The sequence below is a fragment of the Bradyrhizobium sp. RDM12 genome, assembly GCF_051917485.1.
Lineage (GTDB): Bacteria > Pseudomonadota > Alphaproteobacteria > Rhizobiales > Xanthobacteraceae > Bradyrhizobium.
Genome location: NZ_CM133064.1, coordinates 1,627,821 through 1,647,479 on the forward strand (window position 1 = coordinate 1,627,821; position 19,659 = coordinate 1,647,479).

Here is a 19,659-nt window from a genome sequence, read left to right on the forward strand (position 1 = left end):
GGGTGTTCAACGCTCGCTAGAACACCACGCCTACGCGGGTGCCGCGCTTCCAGGCGATGCGGCAGCGTTTCTTGGTGTTGACGTGCAGCAGTTCGAACCGGTCGGGGATCTTCACCTGGCCGCCGAGATCGACGCAGGCGCCGCCCGGCGAATAGTCGATCAGCGTGCAGACGATGACCGGCGCGCGCGGGTCGGTGATGATCTTGGCCTGGCGGGACACCAGGCCGGCGGGCTTCACGCGGGCATGTCGGCGCGGATGCATTGGCACTCTCCTCCAATACCGCGGACAACGCGGTGGCAGGCTCCAATCGTGCCGATGAGATGATGCGATCACGCTAAGGTCGGCGGGAGAATTTTAATGAAAAGTAGCGGCGATGGGCGAAAGTTGCGGTAGCCGGGTGGGGCTTTCCCTCTCCCCTGTGGGAGAGGTGGCCCGCCACGAAGTGGCGGGACGGGTGAGGGGTATCGCGCGGCATACGAAGCTCTCTCGTCCGTGGAAACAACCCCTCATCCGGCGCTTCGCGCCACCTTCTCCCACAAGGGGAGAAGGGAAGGCCACCACCACTCACCCCGCCACGATTTCCTCCGTCTCGGCGCGAGCCGGCGCCACCGGCATCGGCACCGTCACAAAATCCTTCGGCATGTTCACCGGCCGATAGTCCGGCTCCACCGCCATCCGCTTCAACACGCTCTCATGCACCTGCGCACCTTCGGGGATCAGCCGCGGTTCGCAATCGGGGATGTAGAAGCCCAAAAACACTTTCCGCGCCGGCCATTCCTTGTAGGTCGCGCGCTTCGGAAAGAACTCCAGCACCCGCCAGGCCGCGCTCATCGAATCGTGCAGCGCGCCGCCTTGCCGGTAAAAGCCGGCGGGACATATTGGAACGGCGAGTTCTTGCGCTGGATGCCCCAGGCGAGCTGGTTCACGGTGCGCGGATTGAAGTTCAGCCCGGCCTTGGCCGCCTCCTCGATCATCCAGAGCAGCGGGTATTTCGATTCCGCGCTCTCGGCCTCCGGATAGCCGCCGCCGACGTCGCAATGCACGCCGGCGAACCACACCTGCAGGATGTCCTGCTTCTCCTTCCTGTGGTCGGGCACGAAGCGGTTGCTCCAGTACTCCTGCGACTCCTCGTACGCCTTGAGGCGGAACATGCGGCGCCGCTCGTCGATCGCGATCGCCTGGCGGAAAATCTGAACGCTCGGATTGCGCAGCGTGAAGGCCAGCTCCTCCAGGCTCGGCCAATAGAGCCGGTCGGCGCGCGGCACGATCACGCTCGCGACCGTGTCCCAGACGCCGATGAAATGGATGGTCGGCCAGCGCGACGAGGTGATGCGGGCGAATTGCGCGGCGAGATCGAACTTGTCCTCCGCGATTGGCCCGTCCTCGTCGCTGCCGCTGTCGGTGAGATCCTCAATGTCGTTGCCGCGCCCGCGCCCGGAATATTGCTTGTAGGCGACGAGGCCCGAGCCCGCGAGGTTCGCCTGTTCCGGCGAGATCAGGCCGATTTTGTGGATCAGGCCCGCCAGCACCCGCACCGTGTAGGCGCCGCGCGAGAAGCCGAACAGATAGATGCGATCGCCCGGCGCGTAATGCGCGACCAGGAAGCGATAGGCGTTGAGCACGTTGTCATCGAGCCCGTAGCCGGTGGCGAGCCCGAGCACGAGCTTGATGTTGGCTTTCCAGCGATTCCACGTCGACGGCTCCGTCATCGTGCCGACGCCGGGATCGTAGAACACCATCTGCCGCGGCTCGGTCTTGTCGGTCTTGCGCAGGCAGCGATAGAGCTTCAGGACGTTGGAGATGTTTTCCGAGATCTCGTTGCCGGTGCCGTCGCAGCAGATGACGAGGTTCTTCGGCTCGGTCGTGCGCGCGTGCTCCACAGGTCTGCCCCTCCAGGCGATGCTGCCGGGGCGAGTATAGCGCAAAAGCGCGACGGCGAGGAGACGAGGGTGGCACTTCCCCTCTCCCCTTGTGGGAGAGGGTGGATCAATCGCGCTCCGCGCGGTTGAGACGGGGAGGGGTCTCTCTCCGCGAACACGCCTCTCACATTGTCATGCGCGGAGAAAACCCCTCATCCGGCGCTTCGCGCCACCTTCTCCCACAAGGGGAGAAGGAAGAAAGCGCGTGCCTCATCAGTCTCCCTATTTCTTCTTCCCCTGTCCGATCTCCGGCTGCCACGCGCCGTCCTTGCGGCTCGGCGCCGCCGCGATCACCTTGGTCTTGTCCTTTTTCGGCTTCTTGGTTTCGCGATTGCTGCGTTGCTGTCCCTTGGCCATGGCGTCGGTCTCCTTCGCGGGTTTGAGGTCGTCCAGTTCGTCCGATTGCAGCACGCGTCCGCGCGGCGTGCAGACACGCACGTCCATGAAGCCATCGCGCAGCAGCTTTCGTGCCATCCGGAGCGCGACATTGGCGTCGCTGCGGCCGTGATGGGCGCTGCCGTATTCACCGGTCGCCCAGATCAGATAGGGCACGCGGATCGGCCTGGCCATGGTGATGCCGTCTGTGTTTGCGGTGATGCACGCGAGCCTACGCCTGCACCACACCATTAGCGAGGCCTAAAACGCCGCGCGCGTGCCGCTAGCGTTTTCAAGCGAAGTGGATACCGGTTCGCGTCAAGAAAACGCGTCAAAACAAGAAGCCAGAGCCCCGTTCCGATTTGATCGGAACGAGGCGCTGGTGCCGTGATAGTGCTGGCTATTGCCGCGCCGAGAGCGCATGGTCACAACCAAGCCGGCCTCGGTTGGGGCCGCTTCCGCAGGAAGGCAGGCGTGCATGATCATCCGTTCGCGGCGGGAAACCGTCACGTTCAGGCATCCGTTCCGCATCCACGGCATCGATCGGATGCTGCCTGCCGGCAGCTATCAGGTGATCGCCGACGAAGAGACGATCGAGCGCGAGATGTTCTCGGCCTGCCGCCGTGTCGGCACGTCGATCGTCGTGCCCGTCGACGGCATGGCCGGCTCCATGGAGACGCTGTCGATCCGCGCGCCCGATCTTGCGGATGCGATCGCATCCGACGCGAGCATCGCCCAAGAGCATCGCCCATGACTGACATTCCCGTCGATCTCGACAAGCACCGCGGCATGGCCGCCCAGAAGGCCACCGACCTGCGCCGCGCGCTGGCCGAGGTCGAGAGCAATGTGAGGCAGCTGCGCGAACGCGAGGCCGACCTCGAGAACCGCCTGATGACGGTGCCCGCCGGCTCCTGGGCCGAAGCCGCCGTGAAGGCGCGCTACCTCCTCAACCTCTACGCCGCCAGCCTCCCCACCGAAGACACCCGCCACCGCGCGCTGGTGGCCGCGTTGTTCGACGATTTTGCGAGATTGGGCGGGGATTAGCCGAAGGCAGCGGCGGGCCCAGTGCTGCTTCACCTCCCCCGCAAGCGGGAGAGGGAGCGAACCACCGCCGCAGCACCGCGTTCAGCTCTCAGGAACAACCCGCGTCAAAGGAGCACCCCATGACCCTCACCAGCGGCCGTTTCATCGGCCACGAACAGGACCGCGGCATCGTCCAGTTCTCGATGCAGGACGGCGCGAAGGAGATCGCCTGCGCGATCTCGACCTCCGCGATGGACGATCTCGAACGCGGCCCGAGGGCCCGTCACAACGAGCGCGAAGCCCAGTTCACCCGCCTCCGCGACCGCATCGAGGCGCAAGCCGCGAGCAAATATCGCGCGACCGAGTTCGAGGGCACCCCGCCGGGGATCGTGCTGCGGAGCATTGATTTTCGGGCGTAGGGGGAGGCGACGGTTCGCGCCGCGAGCGTGCGCAAGCTTCGCGCAGTTCCGATCGCATCCGCGGGCCCCGCTGCCGCATCAGCTGTTGACATTAACCACTTGTTAACCATGCGGTCGCCTAATGTGTGGATTGGGGGATCACCATGTCGGCCCATGTGACGCGCCCGAAGCTGATGCCTGTTCCAGCCGCTCCAGCCTTTCATCTGCTTGGCGGGCTGGCGGTTCGCGCCACGGCTGTCCTACGGAGCAATGCAATGTTCGGAAAGGACGACTTAGTGGACAATCTCAGTCGCGATCTCGATCGCGTGCGCGGACGACGCGATGCTCTTGCATCCGAAGCCGCGACCCTGACCGCTCAGATCGCCGAAATCGAAGCCCGCCTTTCGGAGGAGAAGCACCGGCGGGAGCGTGATCGCGTCTTGGGCGAAATCGAAGCGATCAAAACCCGAATCAAGCAGGCCGGGAGCGCGTTTGCACCTGTTGTCGATGGTCTCTGCAAGGCGATCGAGCAGGCTGCGGCCGTTGTGCCCGAGGCTCGCGAGCTCAATAGTTTTCTGGTATCGGTGGCGACCGAAATCGACGGCGTAATCGGTCCCCTCTTGCGCGAACTGGATCAGCGCGCGGACGCGGTGCGAGTCGGCCACGCTGCACTGGACCTCCCGAGTTCGGCCAATGAAGGGGCCATCGTGCCGCCCATCGAACCGCCAAAAGACAACAACGATCGCCTGCTTCGTTTCCCGGCATGGCTGTCGCGCGACAAGGACGCGGAAAAAACGGAAGCAGCGGAGAACCCGCGCAGCACGGCAGCGTGAAGGATTCGGCGCGCTGCGCACCTTAAAGCGGGATGAGTTTTGGTTGAATCGATGCGAGCCCCGGAACTCGGATCGCCTCTCCCGTAGGGAGAGGTCGGATCGCATCGAAAGATGCGATCCGGGTGAGGGGTTACGGTCGTACTGAGCGCGGCGGCCCCTCACCCGGATTGCTGCGCAATCCGACCTCTCCCCGCTGGGAGAGGTGAACCTCGCATAGCCGACCGAACTCGATCTCATCGCGCCCTGGAGCCCGGTCGCAGCGGTCCATATGCTGGTGCTTGCGACCAGCTCAGTTGGCCGCGCGGCGCAGGAAGGCCGGGATCTCGAGAATGGCTTCGTCGGTCGCATTGCGCGCAGCGGAGCGGTCGTAAGGATCGTGCGGCTGGGGAGCCGCGTGGCGCGTATATTCCGGATTCGGCCTTGCCGGTTGCCCCGCCGGGTGGCGGGCCTCCGGGCGGAGCGGCGGGCTCTCGACTTGCGGAAGCGGTGCGCCGCGCTCGATGCGATCGGCGATGCGGCGGCTGTCGTTGCGCAGCCTGCCGGCGAGCTGCGTGAGTGGGCTTTCCGCGGGTTGCGTCTGCTGCGCCGGGTCAAGATTATCGATTCCGGTCGCCACCACTGAGACGCGGACGATACCTTCGAGGCTTTCATCAAACGACGCACCGACGATGATGTTGGCGTCCGGGTCGGCCTCGTCGCGAATGCGGGTCGCAGCTTCGTCGACTTCGAACAGCATGAGATCCCGGCCGCCGGTGATGGAGATGATGAGGCCGCTGGCGCGCTTGATCGAGGGGTTCTCGATCAATGGATTGGAAATGGCGGCCACGGCGGCTGCGAGCACGCGCTTCTCGCCGGATGCCTCGCCCCTTCCCATCATGGCCTTGCCCTTCTCCCGCATCACGGAGAGAACGTCGGCAAAATCGAGATTGATCAGGCCTTCCTTGACGATGAGGTCGCTGATGCAGGCCACGCCCGAATAGAGCACCTGATCGGCAAGGGCGAAGGCATCGGCGAATGTGGTCTTCTCGCTGGCCACCCGGAACAGGTTCTGGTTCGGGATGATCAGCAGGGTGTCGACTGTCTTCAGCAACTCCTCGATGCCGGCTTCGGCAAAGCGCATGCGGCGCTGGCCCTCGAAGTAGAATGGCTTGGTGACCACGCCGATGGTGAGAATGCCGAGCTCGCGTGCAGTCCTGGCGATGATGGGTGCAGCCCCGGTGCCGGTACCGCCGCCCATGCCGGCAGTCACGAACACCATGTGCGCGCCGGTCAGATGATCGCGGATCGTATCGATTGCCTCCTCGGCTGCGGCGCGTCCCAATTCGGGCTGCGAGCCGGCGCCAAGGCCTGCAGTCACATTTGTGCCCAGCTGGATGAGGCGCGTCGCCTTCGACATGGCAAGCGCCTGCGCGTCGGTATTGGCGACGACGAAGTCGACCCCTTGCAGCCCGGCCGTGATCATGTTGTTGACGGCATTGCCGCCGGCGCCGCCGACCCCGAACACGATAATGCGCGCCTTCATCTCGCGAATGTCGGTCATGCCTGTCATTCTTTCCTCGCGGTTGTTCCGGCGGGCCGGGATGGAGAAAGGTTCGCGTGCTACCTGCGAGCCGCGCGGTCTGCGTCCACGATGGCCGCGGCCAGATGTCCCAATCGAAGCGCGGCTTGTCCCGCGATTGCGCCGTCAGCCCGTCGACCGGTCCGCAGCGCCGCCACTTCGTCTTCGAGTCGTGCCGCCCACGCATTGGCTGCCGTCGTCTCGGCAGCCGCCTGCAGCAGCTCGACGGCCAGGCGATCGGCGCGCTCGCGCTCGCGCTCGAAATCTGACCTGTAGCCGGTTGCCACTGCTTCGAGCCGCGCGACCTCCGCCTTGAATGCCTCGGTGGGGGCGGCGATGGAGTCTGCCTGGCGGCCAATTCGTGGGCGGGGCATGTACCGGAGTCCGGAGAAATCAACGCTCACCAGGGTTTTGCCATCATCCGAGTGCGAGCGCGGCAAACGGCGTCGTCTTGCAAGCGAACGAGCCGCCTCGCGAGAGATATTGAAGCGGGCACTGAGATCGGCATACGTCAGCAACGCAACGGACATCGACGCTTCTCCTGGAGCGAACCGGGAAGGCATTTCGGGCTAATGATGGCTGGACGATTAGAGCAGGCTAGGCTGCGTTGGTTAATGGACGGTTAACGCGACCGCGAACGCTGGCGCCGGGCCCGCGCGCCAGACCCGACCCGCGCGAAGCCCAGTTCACCCGCCGCCGCGACCTCATCGAAGCCTGCGCCGGACGCAATATCAGGCGACGGAGTCGAGAGTACGCCGGCAGGGATCGTGCTGCGGGGCATTGATTTTCGGGGGTAGGGGAGGGCCTCGCGGAGCCGAGAACGTCTCATTGTTGCAGCCGTAGCCCGTGCGAGGGCCGCCGCCAAGCATGCGGGCTTGCTTAGACGCGCAGTTTCACCGGCTGCCTCAGTGTTTGATAGAGTGTAGTGACATTCGCGTGGCGAAGTTGAACACATAAAGCAATCGTTGTGCCTCGATAGATGCGGGTGCCCACCTCCGCGAGCACCAGACCGCTACATAGTACGTATCGCCATATCCGCTAATGTCTTGCTTTCCACGATAGGTACCAACCTGAAGTGTACCGCGCTCACGAAGATCGGATCCGATATCGCTCGAACACACAAATCGCGCAGGAAATTCAGGAGGCTTGCCCTCTTCTTTTTGTCCACTTCCGATATCTGTCAAACACGCTCTTTTTCGTCCGTTCCGCGTACCAGCCGCCATCCCATGGTGACGCCTAGATACTCCGATCGAGTGTGCCGAACCGGGGGATCGAATGCTAACGCGACCTTGATTTCACGCGTGCCTTTGGTGGTTTGAAACTCTATAGGGATCGGAACTTCGTAAACCGCGAAGTGGTCAAGCTGCAGTTCGTCTTCAGTAAAGAGTACGACGCGGCCATCGTCGGATGTAGCTGCGTTCTCGGCATTTGCGGCGCCATAGCCACAGACCATGGGCGCGACTTTTTCAGTCAGTCCGCGGGGACGTAACGAAACCGCTCGGGGAATGTCGGCCGATAGTGCGAGAAGAGAACGCAAGAGATTGGCGGTTGCGCCGGGAAAATGTGACAACAAGAGCGCCGATTTATACGCGATGTTGGGGGCAGCAAATGACGTTCCTGATCTCGACCTAAATAGCCGTTCGATGGGCTTATGATGCATCGTCCAAATGCCCGCCGCCTCCTTCTGGTTTCCGTTAACCAACGCTCCCGTCGGGCCGTCCCATACCGCATTCCCTCCAACGTCGACGAGATCAGGCTTGATCATGCCGCGAATACCTGGACCGGTTTTCGTAAATGGTGAGGGTTCGTCTGTTCCGCAGATGGGCCGAACACCGGCCATCTGTTCATCAGCACCGTCTAGCCCGTTGCTCAGGGCAATAGCGCCAATTGAGAGTGCTATCGCGGCGGGAGCGGGATCGATGATCCGGAGAGGCTTGTGACAACAGGTATTGCGGATATGCAGCAACGATTCCGTCTTGATAAGACTTTGTCAAATCGTCGCGGTTTCCTGCCGAAACAATAATTAGGACGTCAAGTTCTCGCGCGAGGCCATCGAGCGTCGCGGCCCAAGGTTCGGGTTTAGCGCCATCGTAAGGTTTCTTTGCATCACCAAGCGATATGTTGAATATTCGGCAGCCATGGTCTGAGTTCAATTGCTTGATTGCTTTCTCCATTAATTCTGGAACGGATTGCTGCTTCGGAAATCGGCCGAGGTCGTCAACTACTCTCGCGCTAGCTATCCGAAATTGAGCATCAAAGTTATTTGCGCCGACTCGTGCGGCAATGTCACCGAATGCTGCAATTGATGCGACCGAGGTGCCGTGTCCTACGGCGTCCGTCACGCTCCAAGCCGGGTCAATGGTGATGGCACCCGCTTCTGTGTTTGCAAGCAAAGGGTGTCCAAAATTTACCCCGCTGTCGATTATTCCGATAACAACAGCGTCCTCTGGAGGGGATTGCCAGGAGTTATGTCCCCGACGTCTATTTCAGTCAAATCTTCCGCGAATAGGTCGGGCTGTGGAGGAGTATCCACAACGGCCACTTCCGGAAGTTCTAGCGCGGTGCGAACGGCCGCCCCGCTACATTCCACGCGAGCTATGAGCATTTGATAGCCCGAGTATGTACTTAGAATAGCGCCGCCAGCAGAAACGGCTGCTCTAAGCCGGAATAGAAATAGATCGGCTTCCGGCTTGCTGGGCGGATAATAGAGCTCAAAGTCTAGCAGGTAAGTTTCTGTTGCTACAAAATGGCTGGGTTCGGAGATGCCAGCGGCTCTCAATGCGGGGCCAATCCGATCTACGGCTGACAAGAGAGTGACCGACTCGATCGCCGCGACTAGGCCAGCGTAAGGAGGGGCCTTTTGGCCTGCAGGAATCTCTCCTTGGTATGCGTCGACCTTGTTACGAAAATCTTGCAGCGATTTATCATTAGCGAAGAGTACCACCGACTTGTCGCCATCGACCGACAGGACCGTCAGACTGAGTTTGCGCCATTCGTCCTCATCGATGTTTCCATCTACGGATACCTTGAGGATTAGTGACGGATCTATTCCCTCGACAACAGGCAGATTATTGTGAGTTGAGACAACCTGTTCTATCTCTTTCTTGATCTGCTGCCCGTGCTGTTTGGCGTCCCTCGTTGGCGCCTGCCCGAAGCCGTGGATTCGGCGCTCAAGAACTCCCTCAAGCCGCCTGAGCGGCAGGTGGTCGTAGGATGCCATCTTCCCCCCGGAATGACTACACGTTCAGTCTAACTTTTCGCCTTATCGAGATCTGCCGTCGCTCTGCGTCAATTGCATTCTCAAAAAGCTGATTTGGCACCGCTGCGTCTCGCGCAAGGATTGAAGCCTTTATTGCACTTACACAGACACGTTCAACCTCGGCGAAGGACATTCCCTCAAGTCCATCCGCGTGGTTCAACACGTCAAACGCGAACGGAAAATTGCGTGTCTTGAGACGCAGCGTCGACTTGATTTGGTTCAACGTTGGCAGATCGAAAAACATGACCTCGTCGAAACGACGCCAAGCCGCGTGATCTATCGAGCTTTCAAGATTGGTTGCGGCAACCAGTAATCCCTTTCCCGCAAATCGGTCGATCATCATCAGGAGGCTATTGACCACTCGGCGAATTTCGTTGTGCTCCGTCGTGTCGGTCCGGGTGCGAGCTAGTGCGTCAAACTCGTCCAAGAAGAGGACACTGGGCGATTGAACTGCGGTTTCAAACACCCTTCTCAGATTGCTCGCTGTGGCACCGAGATAAGTGGTGATTATTTCGTCTAGCCGGGCAACTAGCAAAGGAAGCTTAAGCTCCCTTGCAAGTACCTCGGCACATAACGTCTTCCCACAGCCTGGCGGTCCGCAAAAAAGTAGTTTCGATCGCGGGGATAATCCGTGCCTACGCAGTTCGTCGCCTCGACGAACTTCATTAACGACCTCGGCCAATACCTGATAATTCTCTGTGCTAATGATCAGGTCAGCCGGGCCGCGTTGGGGTTCGACCAATTCGAGTAGCCCACTGGCTGTTAGCTGGGCTCGGGTCGCGGCGCGCAGACGGGATCGTTGCATGCTCGACTTCCCATGCGTCTTTGGCGTCAGTGCCAGTTCCGCCTGATCACTTTCCAATGCTTGCAACGCGTTCGACTCGCGATCAGCTTCTGATGGACGAGTCGCAAAGCTGAAGCCGGAGAATTTCACGTTCATATTGCGCACCACGGATCGTTTTTGTCCGAAGCCGAAACAGCGATCCCCGCAGAGTGCGCTGGCTCAGCAAGGTTGGCAAGCGAGGGTCGAACACAGCCCCCAAGAACAAACGGCCGGATCTTCCGATCCGGCCGCAACGCAAACTCTACTCGGCTAAGCCTATGCCACGCGACGCAACTTAGCCCCCGCCCGATTTCAAGATTCTCTTAGCTGGCCTTCTTGACCGGCGCGTCGCCGAGCTTCTTGTGGATGGCGCGCTTCAGCTCGAGGGCGCGCGGCGACAGCACGTCGGCCTTGGCCTTGAGCAGGAAGGCGTCGAGGCCGCCATTGTGGTCGACGCTCTTCACCGCGTTGGTGGAGACGCGCAGGCGCACGTTGCGCTCCAGGGCTTCGCTGATGAAGGTCACGTTGACCAGGTTCGGCAGGAAGCGGCGCTTGGTCTTGATGTTGGAGTGGCTGACCTTGTGGCCGACGAGGGGGCCCTTGGCCGTCAGTTCGCAGCGGCGAGACATGTCACAAATCCTCAGGTTCGAGCCCCCAACGAGGTGCGGCCGCCATCCGGGGCGCCACGGGGGCAAATTCTCTGTCCTTGCAGGGAGCGGCGGACGTATAGGGGGAAGGGGCGGGTAGTCAAGGATTTGGGCGGGGATCGTGCTCCGCGAAAGGTGTCATCGCCCGCGAAGGCGGGCGATCCAGTATTCCACCGGCGGGGCGGCTGGACCAGAGGGGCCGCGGCGTACTGGATGCCCCGCTTTCGCGGGGCATGACAGCGGAGAGGGCGGGAGAGGTTGGGGCGCCCGCGGCCGACCCCGATCACCAAAACGGCAGTGTTTAAAGCGCCTTACCATCACATAAAGGGCGTATTCACCGCCGAAAGAGTCCGGTGAGTTCCCGGCTTATCGTGCCCGGATCCATTGCTTGCGGCCGTAACAGGCTTAAGTAACACCCACGCGCTTCCCGATTGGATCGTCTCGTGCACACGTCGTCCCTCCTTCTGCCCCGGCCGCGGTCGGCCGGCAGGCTGGCCTTTGTCGCCAGGCTGGCGCTGGCCGCTGTTGGCGCGCTGGTGCTGGCGTGGGCGGCGGAGCCTGCAGCGGCGCAGGGCAAGCTCGAGGCGCAGTATGAGGCGACGCTGTCGGGCATTCCGGTCGGCCGCGGCGCCTGGAACATCGATATCCAGGACGACGTGTTTTCGGCGGCGGCCTCCGGCGGCACCGCCGGCATTCTGAAATCGTTCGCGGGCGGGTCCGGCACCGGCGCCTCGCAGGGGCGCGTGGTCAACGGCGCGCTGGTCGCATCCGCCTACCAGGCCTCCACCACGACGTCGAAGAAGACCGAAGAGATCCACATCAACCTCGACAAGGGCAATGTGAAGGATTTCGGCATCATTCCGGAGCCGCCTGTCGATGCCGACCGCATCGTCGTCACCGACGCACATCGCCGCGGCGTGTTCGATCCGATGACGGCCTCGCTGGTGCGCGTACCCGGCACCGGCGATCCCGTGTCGCCGGAGGCCTGCCACGGCAGCGCGCCCGTGTTCGATGGCCGCATGCGCTATGAGCTCAAGCTCGATTTCAAGCGCATGGAGACGGTGAAGGCCGAGAAGGGCTATCACGGCCCGGTCGTGGTCTGCGCGCTGTATTTCGTGCCTGTAGCCGGCTACATCCCCGACCGCCCCGTGATCAAATACCTCGCCGCGCAGCGCAACATCGAGATCGCGCTGGCGCCGGTGGCGGGCACGCGGATCCTGGTCCCGTTCTGGCTGAAAGTGCCGACGCCCCTGGGGCCGGCAATGCTGGAAGCGACCAGCTTCATCACCACCGCCCAGCCGCCCAAGGTGGCCAAGACGCAGTAAGCGAAGCTGCGACGGCGCCCCTAATTATATCAATAACTTGGCTACTGTGCATGGGGTTGTTTCGGGAAACGAGATGAGCGGCCATCGCGTTCGGGAATCCATTTGACTCCTCCCCGATTCTGATTCGACTCCGCGCCATCCCCAACTTAACGAAATCCGCCATCACATCGCCGCTTGTGCGACGACCCAAAACTCCATCTAGTGCGATGGAAACACGCGTCCCGCGACATATTGCGTGAACGGAACAGGACTCACCGGGGAGTCAGCGATTCGGCCGCGATTCGTTCTGGAGTCGTTCCGAAGCTTAAGGCCACAGGAAAAAGCGTCGCAAAGTGAGACAGTTGCGCGGGATTTGGGGAAGCGCTGTCATCGCCCGGCCTGACCGGGCGATCCAGTACGCCGAGGCGGCTGTGGTCGGGTGGGCAGGCCGCGGTGTACTGGATGCCCCGGTCAAGCCGGGGCATGACAGCGGAGACCTTGGCCGCGTTCGGAGACAGGGCTGAGAGCGCCTCAGCACCCCGCCGCCCCAAACAGCACTGACATTCGCCCCAATCGCCACTACCTAATCATTCAGACATGGCCTTTTCTTCTTCCCCCTTTGCCTCCGAGCGCGCGCTTTCCGATCGCGTGCCTGGCGCCGGCGTCACCGCAGTGCTCGGGCCGACCAATACCGGCAAGACCCATCTCGCCATCGAACGGATGCTCGCGCATTCCTCGGGCATGATCGGCCTGCCGCTGCGGCTGCTCGCGCGCGAGGTCTACAACAAGATCGTCGGCCGCGTCGGCCCTGAGGCCGTCGCGCTGATCACCGGCGAGGAGAAGATCAAGCCGAAGAACCCGCGCTACTGGGTCTCGACGGTCGAGGCCATGCCGCGCGACCTCGACGTCTCCTTCCTCGCCGTCGACGAGATCCAGATCGCCTCCGATCTCGAACGCGGCCACGTATTCACCGACCGCATCCTCAACCGCCGCGGCCGCGACGAGACGCTGCTGCTGGGCGCCGCCACCATGCGCCCGATCATCGAGCGGCTCTTGCCGGGCGTCTCCATGATCACCCGTCCCAGGCTGTCGCAGCTGGAATTCGCCGGCGATCGCAAGATCACGCGCCAGCCGCGCCGCACCGCGATCGTCGCGTTCTCGGCCGACGAGGTCTACGCCATCGCCGAGCTGATCAAGCGCCAGCATGGCGGCGCCGCCGTGGTGCTGGGATCGCTCAGCCCACGCACGCGCAATGCGCAGGTGGAGATGTTCCAGAACGGCGACGTCGACTATCTCGTCGCCACCGACGCCGTCGGCATGGGCCTCAATCTCGACGTCGACCACGTCGCCTTCGCCTCCGACCGCAAGTTCGACGGCTACCAGTTCCGCCGCCTGACGCCGGCGGAGTTCGCGCAGATCGCCGGCCGCGCCGGCCGCGCCACGCGCAACGGCACTTTCGGCACCACCGGCCGCTGCGGCCCATTCGAGCCCGAGCTGGTGAACGCGCTCCAGAACCACATCTTCGATCCCGTGAAGATGCTGCAATGGCGCAACTCGAAGCTGGATTTTTCCTCCCTCGGCGCGCTCCAGGTCGCGCTGAACCTTGGCCCCGGCCATGAGGTGCTGACGCGGGCGCCCATTGCCGAGGACATGCGCGTGCTCGACCACGCCGCCCGCGACGCCGATGTGCGCGACATCGCGCATGGCAAGGACGCCGTGGAGCGTCTGTGGGAGGCCTGCCAGGTCCCGGACTACCGAAAGCTGTCGCCGGCGGCCCATGCCGAGCTCGTCACCACGCTCTACGGCTTCCTGATGCAGAAGGGCTGCATCCCCGATTCCTGGTTCGCCGCCCAGGTCGACCAGGCCGACCGCATCGACGGCGACATCGACACGCTGTCGGCCCGGATCGCGCAGATTCGCACCTGGACCTTCGTCGCCAACCGCCCGGACTGGCTGAAAGACCCCGAACGCTGGCAGGGGATCGCGCGGGAAGTCGAAAATAAATTATCGGATGCGCTCCATGAACGCTTGACTGAGCGTTTCGTTGATCGCCGGACCAGTGTATTGATGCGCCGCCTGCGGGAGAACACGAGCTTGAATACGGAAATCGGCAAGACCGGCGAAGTCATCGTCGAAGGCCATGTCATCGGCCGCCTCGATGGCTTCACCTTTGCACCGGATGCGGCGGAAGCCGGGTCCGATGCGAAAGCCTTGCAGGCTGCCGCGCAAGCGGTGCTCGCCGGCGAGATCAACGCGCGCGCCGAAAAGCTCGGCAACGCGCCGGACGACCAATTCGTGCTGACCTCCGACGGCACCATCCGCTGGACCGGCGATGCGGTAGCGCGGCTGACTGCCGCGGAGGAGGCGCTGCATCCGCGCATCCGCATCATCTCGGACGAGCGTCTGACAGGTAGCCCCCGTGAGAAGGTGCAGGCGCGGCTCGACCTCTGGCTCAAGACGCACATCGAAAAGCTGCTCGGGCCGATGTTCGAGCTGTCGAAGGCCGAAGACGTCACCGGCATTGCCCGCGGCATCGCCTACCAGCTCGTCGAGGCGCTCGGCGTGCTGGAGCGACCCAAGATCGCCAACGAGCTGAAAGATCTCGACCAGTCCTCGCGCGCGACCTTGCGCAAATATGGCGTCCGCTTCGGCGCCTATCACATCTATTTCCCCGGGATCCTGAAGCCCGCCGCGCGTGCGCTGGCCGCGCTGCTGTGGGCGTTGAAGCAGGACAATGTCGATCTCTCGGCGCTGTCGGGCGCGCAGCATCTGGCATCGTCGGGTCGCACCTCGTTCCCGGTCGACAAGCAGTTGCCGCGCGATGCCTATCGCGTGCTCGGCTACAAGCAGGCCGGCGAGCGCGCCGTTCGCGTCGACATCCTGGAGCGCCTCGCCGACCTGATTCGCCCGGCGCTGGCCTGGCGCGAGAACGCGCCCGGCGAAAAGCCCGCCGGCGCATTCGACGGCCGCGGCTTCGTGGTGACGCAGGCGATGACCTCGCTCACCGGCTCCGCCGGCGAGGATTTTGCCTCGGTGCTGCGCGCGCTCGGCTATCGCATGGAGAAGCGTGCACCGCTGCCGCCGAAGCCGGTCGCGCCTGCTGCCGAAACGCCTGCTGCTGAAGCTTCCGCCGAGACGCCCGCGACCGAGGAGGCCGTGGCGCCGGCAGATGGCGCGATCGAAGCCGTCACCGTCGAAGACGCGCCCGGCCTGGAGCAGCGCGACGAGGGAGTGCACGAAGAGCCGGCGCTCGAGGCGTCGCCCGAAGCGCCTGTCACACCCGAAGATGCCCCCGGCATCGCGCCGCCGGCGGAAGACGCTGCCGCGCCTGCGGAGGCTGCCGCTGAAGCCGCTCCCGCCGTGATGGCTGCAACCGAAGCTGCCGCATCGCCCGATGCTGCTGCACCTGAAGCCGCTGCTGCACCCGAGGCTGCGGCGGCGCCAGAGGCTGCAGCGGTGCCCGCCGAGCCTGAGCTCATCGAAGTGTGGCGTCCGGGTGGCCGTCACGAGGATCGCAAGCCGCGCCACGAGCGGCATCGCCATCAGCGCCATAACAACCAGCGTCCGCAGGCTGGTGCTGAAGCTGGCGCCGCGCCGGCGGAAGGCGAAGCCGCGCAAGCGGCCGATGGCGAGAAGCGCGGTGAGCAGCGTCATCGTCACGGCGGACATCGCAGAGATGGGGCGAAGGACTTCCGCAAGCCGCGCGAAGGTGGTGCCGAGGGCGCCTCGCGTCAGGAAGGCCGCGACGACAGGAATCGCAGTTTCCAGGGCAAGGACCGCGACAACAAGGATCGCAACCGCGACAACAAGAAGTTCGGCGGCGATCGTGACAAGGGCCGCGACAATCGTGGCCGCGACCGCGACAAGGGTCGCGACCGCCAAGGTGGTCCGTCGCTGCGTCCCTACGCCTCGAGCGCGAACCCGCGCGAGCGCGATCGCCCGGTCGATCCGAACTCGCCCTTCGCCAAGCTCGCTGCGCTGAAGGAGCAGCTGTCCGGTCGCAAGGAGTGATCCCACGACCGAACGGCAGCGCCTCGACAAATGGCTGTGGCACGCGCGGGTGGTGAAGGCGCGCACCTCTGCGGCTGAGCTCGTCGAGTCCGGCCATGTCCGCATCAACGGCACGCGCGAGAAATCGCCGGGCCACGCGATCAAGCTCGGCGACGTCATCACCGTCGCGCTCGATCGTACCGTGCGCGTGTTGAAGGTGACCGCCTTCAACGAGCGCCGCGGCGATGCGGCCTCGGCCCGCGTGCTCTATGAAGAGCTCAGCGAGCGCAAAGAGTAATTAATTGCGCTTTGAGTTCATTTCTTCGTCGATCAAACGCACAAAGCCGTCATGATCGGGCGTTCGCGACCTTGCAGCGCCGGGCCATCCGCGCTACGCAAGCCGCGACTTTTAAAAGAGCTTTTCGGAGCGTTGGATGACTTACGTCGTCACTGAAAACTGCATCAAGTGCAAGTACACCGACTGCGTCGAGGTCTGCCCGGTCGACTGTTTCTACGAGGGTGACAACATGCTCGTCATCCATCCGGACGAGTGCATCGATTGCGGCGTGTGCGAGCCGGAATGCCCCGCCGACGCCATCAAGCCGGACACGGAACCGGGCTTGGAAAAATGGCTCCAGGTCAACGCCGACTACGCCAAGAGCTGGCCGAACATCACCCAGAAGAAAGAATCGCCCGAAGACGCGAAGGAATTCGACGGGATGGAAGGGAAGTTCGACAAATATTTTTCTCCGAACCCCGGCTCCGGAGACTAAATTCCGGCGCAAACTTAACCCTAATACCTTCGTCAGCGTCGAAAACCAGCCCTTACAACCCCTAAATCATTGATTTTTGCGGGAAATGTGCTATATTGGGCACATTAAGCTGAACCCCCGTCAGCCCAGTTGGCCCCGCCGGGTTCCCGTGAAACCAAATGTCGAACAGGGGCGTGGCAGTTTCCGCGCGCAGGCTGTGTCACAGAAAACGCGTAAAAAGAGTACTTCAGCGAGGGCTTCCCATAAGGAGGCCAAAAAAGTCGCCGCGGCCAGCCGTAGCGCATCCAAGGGTCGGGCCGCTGCCAAGGCGCCGCCGGCTGCAAAGTCCTCGAAGAACAAAAGAAGCGCAATGCCTCACAAGACTGCCAAACCGGCCGCGAAGGCGACCGTTGCCAAGCCTGCTGCCGCCAAGGCTCCTGCTGCCAAGGCTCCTGCTGCCAAGGCTCTCGCTGCTAAGCCTGTTGCTGCCAAGACTTCCGCTGCCAAGCCTGTTGCTCCGAAGGCTGCTGTTGCTGCCGCCCCTGCCAAGGCTCCCGTTGCTGCTGCCAAGCCGGCCGTGAAGGCCGCTGCACCTGCGCCGAAGGTCGAGGAAAAGAAGGTCGTGACCCAGCGTCAGGGCTTCAAGGCCAATGAATTCGTCGTCTATCCCGCTCACGGCGTCGGCCAGATCCTGGCCATCGAGGAGCAGGAGATCGCCGGCGCGAAGCTCGAGCTGTTCGTCATCAACTTCATCAAGGACAAGATGACGCTGCGCGTTCCGACCGCCAAGGTGGCCAATGTCGGCATGCGCAAGCTGTCCGAGCCCGTGCTGGTGAAGAAGGCATTGGAGACCCTCAAGGGCCGCGCCCGCGTCAAGCGCACCATGTGGTCGCGCCGCGCCCAGGAATATGAAGCGAAGATCAATTCGGGCGACATCGTGGCGATCGCGGAAGTCGTGCGCGATCTCTACCGCTCGGAGTCGCAGCCGGAGCAGTCCTACAGCGAACGTCAGCTCTATGAAGCCGCGCTCGATCGTCTCTCCCGCGAGATCGCGGTGGTGCAGCACTCGACCGAGACCGAAGCAGTCAAGGAGATCGAGGCTCAGCTCGCCAAGAGCCCGCGCCGCAACGCCAAGGCGGAAGCGACCGAGGGCGAAGGCGAGGCGGATGCCGAAGGCGATACCGACGGCGACGACACCACGGTTGCCGACGAGGCCGCGTAAGCGTCTCGCGTCGATCGCAAGCAATCAAAAGCCCGGCCGATTGGCTGGGCTTTTTGTTTGGACGCATGATCCAACGGCGGTGGAGCCTCCTACGCCGTCGCGCGCGGCTGTGCCCAGATCGCGATCGGCCGCTCGAGTCCGCGGAGCGCCTGAGGATCCAGGGGGATCAACGGTGCAAATGTTTCGGCTGTGCTGCCGAGCTCAAGCTTGGCGCGACTGACGAGATCGTTGCTTGCCACCAAGGCGCAATCCAGCGTGCGCGTCAGCGCTTCGAGACGGCTTGCGGCATTGACGGTCGCGCCGATCACGGCAAATTCCAGACAGGTGTGCCCGATGTCGCCGAGCACCACCGGCCCGTAATGCAGGCCGAAGCTGACGCGCATCGGTGGTTCAGCGGACGCTGTTCGCCGCGCGTTCCAGCCGTCAGCGGCCGCAATCATGGCCTGGGCGCAGCGCAACGCATTGCTGGCGTCGCGTGCGCCCGCGAACGGCGTGCCGAATGTCGCCATTAATCCATCGCCCAGATATTTGTCCAACGTGCCGTGGTGGCGGAAAACCTCCTGCTCCATCAATCCGTGGAATTCCCGTAACGTCCGCACCACTTCCTCGGGGGTGCGCACATCGGCGAAGGCCGTGAAGCCGACGATGTCCACGAACAGCACCGCGACGTCTTGCGTGCGCACCTGCTTCAACGGCTCGTCGTGCTTCGACAATTCCGTGACGACATTGGGCGAGAAGTAGCGCGCCAGATTGCCTCGTTCTCGTTCCACCGCGGCATGCCGGATCAGCAAATCATTGCTGCGGCTGGCCGCGAGCGCCAGCGTCACGGCCACGATCATAAAGACGACCATTTCCTGGATGCGGATGCCGAGATCCGATCGCAGCAGGCGAGATCAGCGCGAGCAGCCTGTGGTCGCTGCCCACCGCCTCTGCAATGCGGGCGGTCAATGCGGGATCGCGATCAGGTTGCCACCACACCCAGGCAACGCCGATCAACCAGAGCGCTGCGGTCCATGTTCCGACCGCAACCACGGTTCGCCAGGAATAGGCCAGCGTGGCGCCCGCGAGCAGCACGAAGAAGTAGATGAAGTTGCCGAAATGATACTGCATCGCCACCGGCCAGTGCGTCGTAACGAATGGATTCGGGACGACGATGACGAATGTGAGCAGCGCCAGATCGCAGAACAAAAGTGCCAGTTCCGCCCGCGACACGCCGACCCGCCCAACCCTGATTTGGGCCCAGCCGATCAGGGCGAACAAGCCGAGCAACGCCACGTAATAGAGCTGCTCCCATGCCGGGTTGATGGCCAGAAGCAGGCAGGCGATCACGGACAGCGCGATATAGCGCGCCCGCACGGCCAGTCGCAGGCCCTCCTTCTTGCCAGCTTCGAGCGCCGCCTGTGCAAACTGAACGGTTTCGGTATCGCGTTGGCTGCGCGCACGCGACGGCGCGGCAGACGAGTCGAGGTGCTCGACGAGCATTGTCACGGGGCGGTCTCCTCACCTGGACCGTTGCAGCAGAGCGGCGGCCGTCAGCCGCCGCATCGGACAGTCT

Annotated in this window: 20 protein-coding genes and 1 pseudogene; 9 read left to right on the forward strand and 12 right to left on the reverse strand. The window is 63.2% G+C overall.

Annotated features, from left to right (window positions below; translation table 11 throughout):
* Positions 1-16: 16 nt before the first annotated feature.
* The 3 genes and pseudogenes from ACTGJ9_RS07725 to ACTGJ9_RS07735 all read right to left on the reverse strand — a co-directional run bounded on the left by ACTGJ9_RS07725 (position 17) and on the right by ACTGJ9_RS07735 (position 2,490).
* Complete coding sequence (locus ACTGJ9_RS07725) at positions 17-262, reverse strand: PilZ domain-containing protein (protein WP_164987974.1); 246 nt, start codon at positions 260-262, stop codon at positions 17-19.
* Between the two features lie 303 nt (positions 263-565).
* Positions 566-1,881 (reverse strand): annotated as a pseudogene (locus ACTGJ9_RS07730) (T6SS phospholipase effector Tle1-like catalytic domain-containing protein).
* A 261-nt stretch (positions 1,882-2,142) separates the two neighbouring features.
* The gene (locus ACTGJ9_RS07735; RefSeq protein ID WP_456676579.1) at positions 2,143-2,490 is read right to left on the reverse strand and encodes a hypothetical protein; all 348 of its coding nucleotides are present in this window, start codon (positions 2,488-2,490) and stop codon (positions 2,143-2,145) included.
* A gap of 283 nt (positions 2,491-2,773) precedes the next feature.
* Here ACTGJ9_RS07735 and ACTGJ9_RS07740 point away from each other — a divergent pair, with 283 nt between their 5' ends.
* The 4 genes from ACTGJ9_RS07740 (at position 2,774) to ACTGJ9_RS07755 (ending at position 4,549) form a co-directional block, all read left to right on the forward strand.
* The gene (locus ACTGJ9_RS07740; RefSeq protein ID WP_456676580.1) at positions 2,774-3,049 is read left to right on the forward strand and encodes a hypothetical protein; all 276 of its coding nucleotides are present in this window, start codon (positions 2,774-2,776) and stop codon (positions 3,047-3,049) included.
* Complete coding sequence (locus ACTGJ9_RS07745; RefSeq protein ID WP_456676581.1) at positions 3,046-3,339, forward strand: hypothetical protein; 294 nt, start codon at positions 3,046-3,048, stop codon at positions 3,337-3,339. The genes ACTGJ9_RS07740 and ACTGJ9_RS07745 overlap by 4 nt, the downstream gene beginning before the upstream one ends.
* Positions 3,340-3,458: 119 nt before the next feature.
* Positions 3,459-3,737, forward strand: coding sequence for a DUF1488 family protein (locus ACTGJ9_RS07750; RefSeq protein WP_456676582.1), 279 nt, complete (start codon positions 3,459-3,461; stop codon positions 3,735-3,737).
* A 254-nt stretch (positions 3,738-3,991) separates the two neighbouring features.
* Positions 3,992-4,549, forward strand: coding sequence for a hypothetical protein (locus ACTGJ9_RS07755; protein WP_456676583.1), 558 nt, complete (start codon positions 3,992-3,994; stop codon positions 4,547-4,549).
* A gap of 289 nt (positions 4,550-4,838) precedes the next feature.
* Here ACTGJ9_RS07755 and ftsZ read toward each other — a convergent pair whose 3' ends face one another.
* The 7 genes from ftsZ to rpmB form a co-directional block, all read right to left on the reverse strand.
* Positions 4,839-6,089 (reverse strand): cell division protein FtsZ, encoded by a 1,251-nt coding sequence (gene ftsZ / locus ACTGJ9_RS07760; RefSeq protein ID WP_456676584.1) that lies wholly within the window; start codon positions 6,087-6,089, stop codon positions 4,839-4,841.
* 59 nt (positions 6,090-6,148) lie between these two features.
* Positions 6,149-6,637: a hypothetical protein gene (locus tag ACTGJ9_RS07765; RefSeq protein ID WP_456676585.1), complete on the reverse strand. Its 489-nt coding sequence runs from the start codon at positions 6,635-6,637 to the stop codon at positions 6,149-6,151.
* 650 nt (positions 6,638-7,287) lie between these two features.
* Positions 7,288-8,073: a S8 family serine peptidase gene (locus ACTGJ9_RS07770; protein WP_456676586.1), complete on the reverse strand. Its 786-nt coding sequence runs from the start codon at positions 8,071-8,073 to the stop codon at positions 7,288-7,290.
* Positions 7,955-8,500, reverse strand: coding sequence for a S8 family serine peptidase (locus ACTGJ9_RS07775; protein ID WP_456676587.1), 546 nt, complete (start codon positions 8,498-8,500; stop codon positions 7,955-7,957). The genes ACTGJ9_RS07770 and ACTGJ9_RS07775 overlap by 119 nt, the downstream gene beginning before the upstream one ends.
* A 29-nt stretch (positions 8,501-8,529) precedes the next feature.
* A complete protein-coding gene (locus ACTGJ9_RS07780; RefSeq protein WP_456676588.1) occupies positions 8,530-9,327 on the reverse strand; it encodes a hypothetical protein in 798 nt (265 codons plus the stop codon).
* Positions 9,328-9,343: 16 nt separating this feature from the next.
* Positions 9,344-10,306: an AAA family ATPase gene (locus tag ACTGJ9_RS07785; protein WP_456676589.1), complete on the reverse strand. Its 963-nt coding sequence runs from the start codon at positions 10,304-10,306 to the stop codon at positions 9,344-9,346.
* A 206-nt stretch (positions 10,307-10,512) separates the two neighbouring features.
* On the reverse strand, positions 10,513-10,818 hold the full coding sequence (gene rpmB / locus ACTGJ9_RS07790) for a 50S ribosomal protein L28 (RefSeq protein ID WP_456676590.1): 306 nt from the start codon (positions 10,816-10,818) through the stop codon (positions 10,513-10,515).
* A gap of 533 nt (positions 10,819-11,351) precedes the next feature.
* On the opposite strand from rpmB, the gene ACTGJ9_RS07795 reads away from it, so the two are divergent.
* The 5 genes from ACTGJ9_RS07795 (at position 11,352) to ACTGJ9_RS07815 (ending at position 18,104) form a co-directional block, all read left to right on the forward strand.
* Entirely contained in the window at positions 11,352-12,161 is an 810-nt protein-coding gene (locus tag ACTGJ9_RS07795) for a DUF3108 domain-containing protein (RefSeq protein WP_456678468.1), read from the forward strand.
* A gap of 576 nt (positions 12,162-12,737) precedes the next feature.
* Positions 12,738-16,151 carry a helicase-related protein gene (locus ACTGJ9_RS07800; protein WP_456676591.1) on the forward strand — a complete coding sequence of 1,138 codons (3,414 nt, stop codon included), beginning with the start codon at positions 12,738-12,740 and terminating at the stop codon, positions 16,149-16,151.
* Positions 16,152-16,200: 49 nt separating this feature from the next.
* Positions 16,201-16,428, forward strand: a complete 228-nt coding sequence (locus ACTGJ9_RS07805) for a S4 domain-containing protein (protein ID WP_456676592.1) — start codon at positions 16,201-16,203, stop codon at positions 16,426-16,428.
* Between the two features lie 136 nt (positions 16,429-16,564).
* A complete protein-coding gene (fdxA, locus tag ACTGJ9_RS07810; RefSeq protein WP_456676593.1) occupies positions 16,565-16,903 on the forward strand; it encodes a ferredoxin FdxA in 339 nt (112 codons plus the stop codon).
* A gap of 349 nt (positions 16,904-17,252) precedes the next feature.
* Complete coding sequence (locus ACTGJ9_RS07815) at positions 17,253-18,104, forward strand: CarD family transcriptional regulator (RefSeq protein ID WP_456676594.1); 852 nt, start codon at positions 17,253-17,255, stop codon at positions 18,102-18,104.
* Between the two features lie 89 nt (positions 18,105-18,193).
* Here the strand turns inward: ACTGJ9_RS07815 and ACTGJ9_RS07820 are convergent, their stop codons facing one another.
* Both ACTGJ9_RS07820 and ACTGJ9_RS07825 read right to left on the reverse strand, forming a co-directional pair.
* Positions 18,194-18,955, reverse strand: a complete 762-nt coding sequence (locus ACTGJ9_RS07820) for an adenylate/guanylate cyclase domain-containing protein (protein ID WP_456676595.1) — start codon at positions 18,953-18,955, stop codon at positions 18,194-18,196.
* Positions 18,897-19,592 (reverse strand): hypothetical protein, encoded by a 696-nt coding sequence (locus tag ACTGJ9_RS07825; RefSeq protein ID WP_456676596.1) that lies wholly within the window; start codon positions 19,590-19,592, stop codon positions 18,897-18,899. Before ACTGJ9_RS07825 ends, ACTGJ9_RS07820 begins: the two co-directional genes overlap by 59 nt.
* Positions 19,593-19,659: the final 67 nt, after the last annotated feature.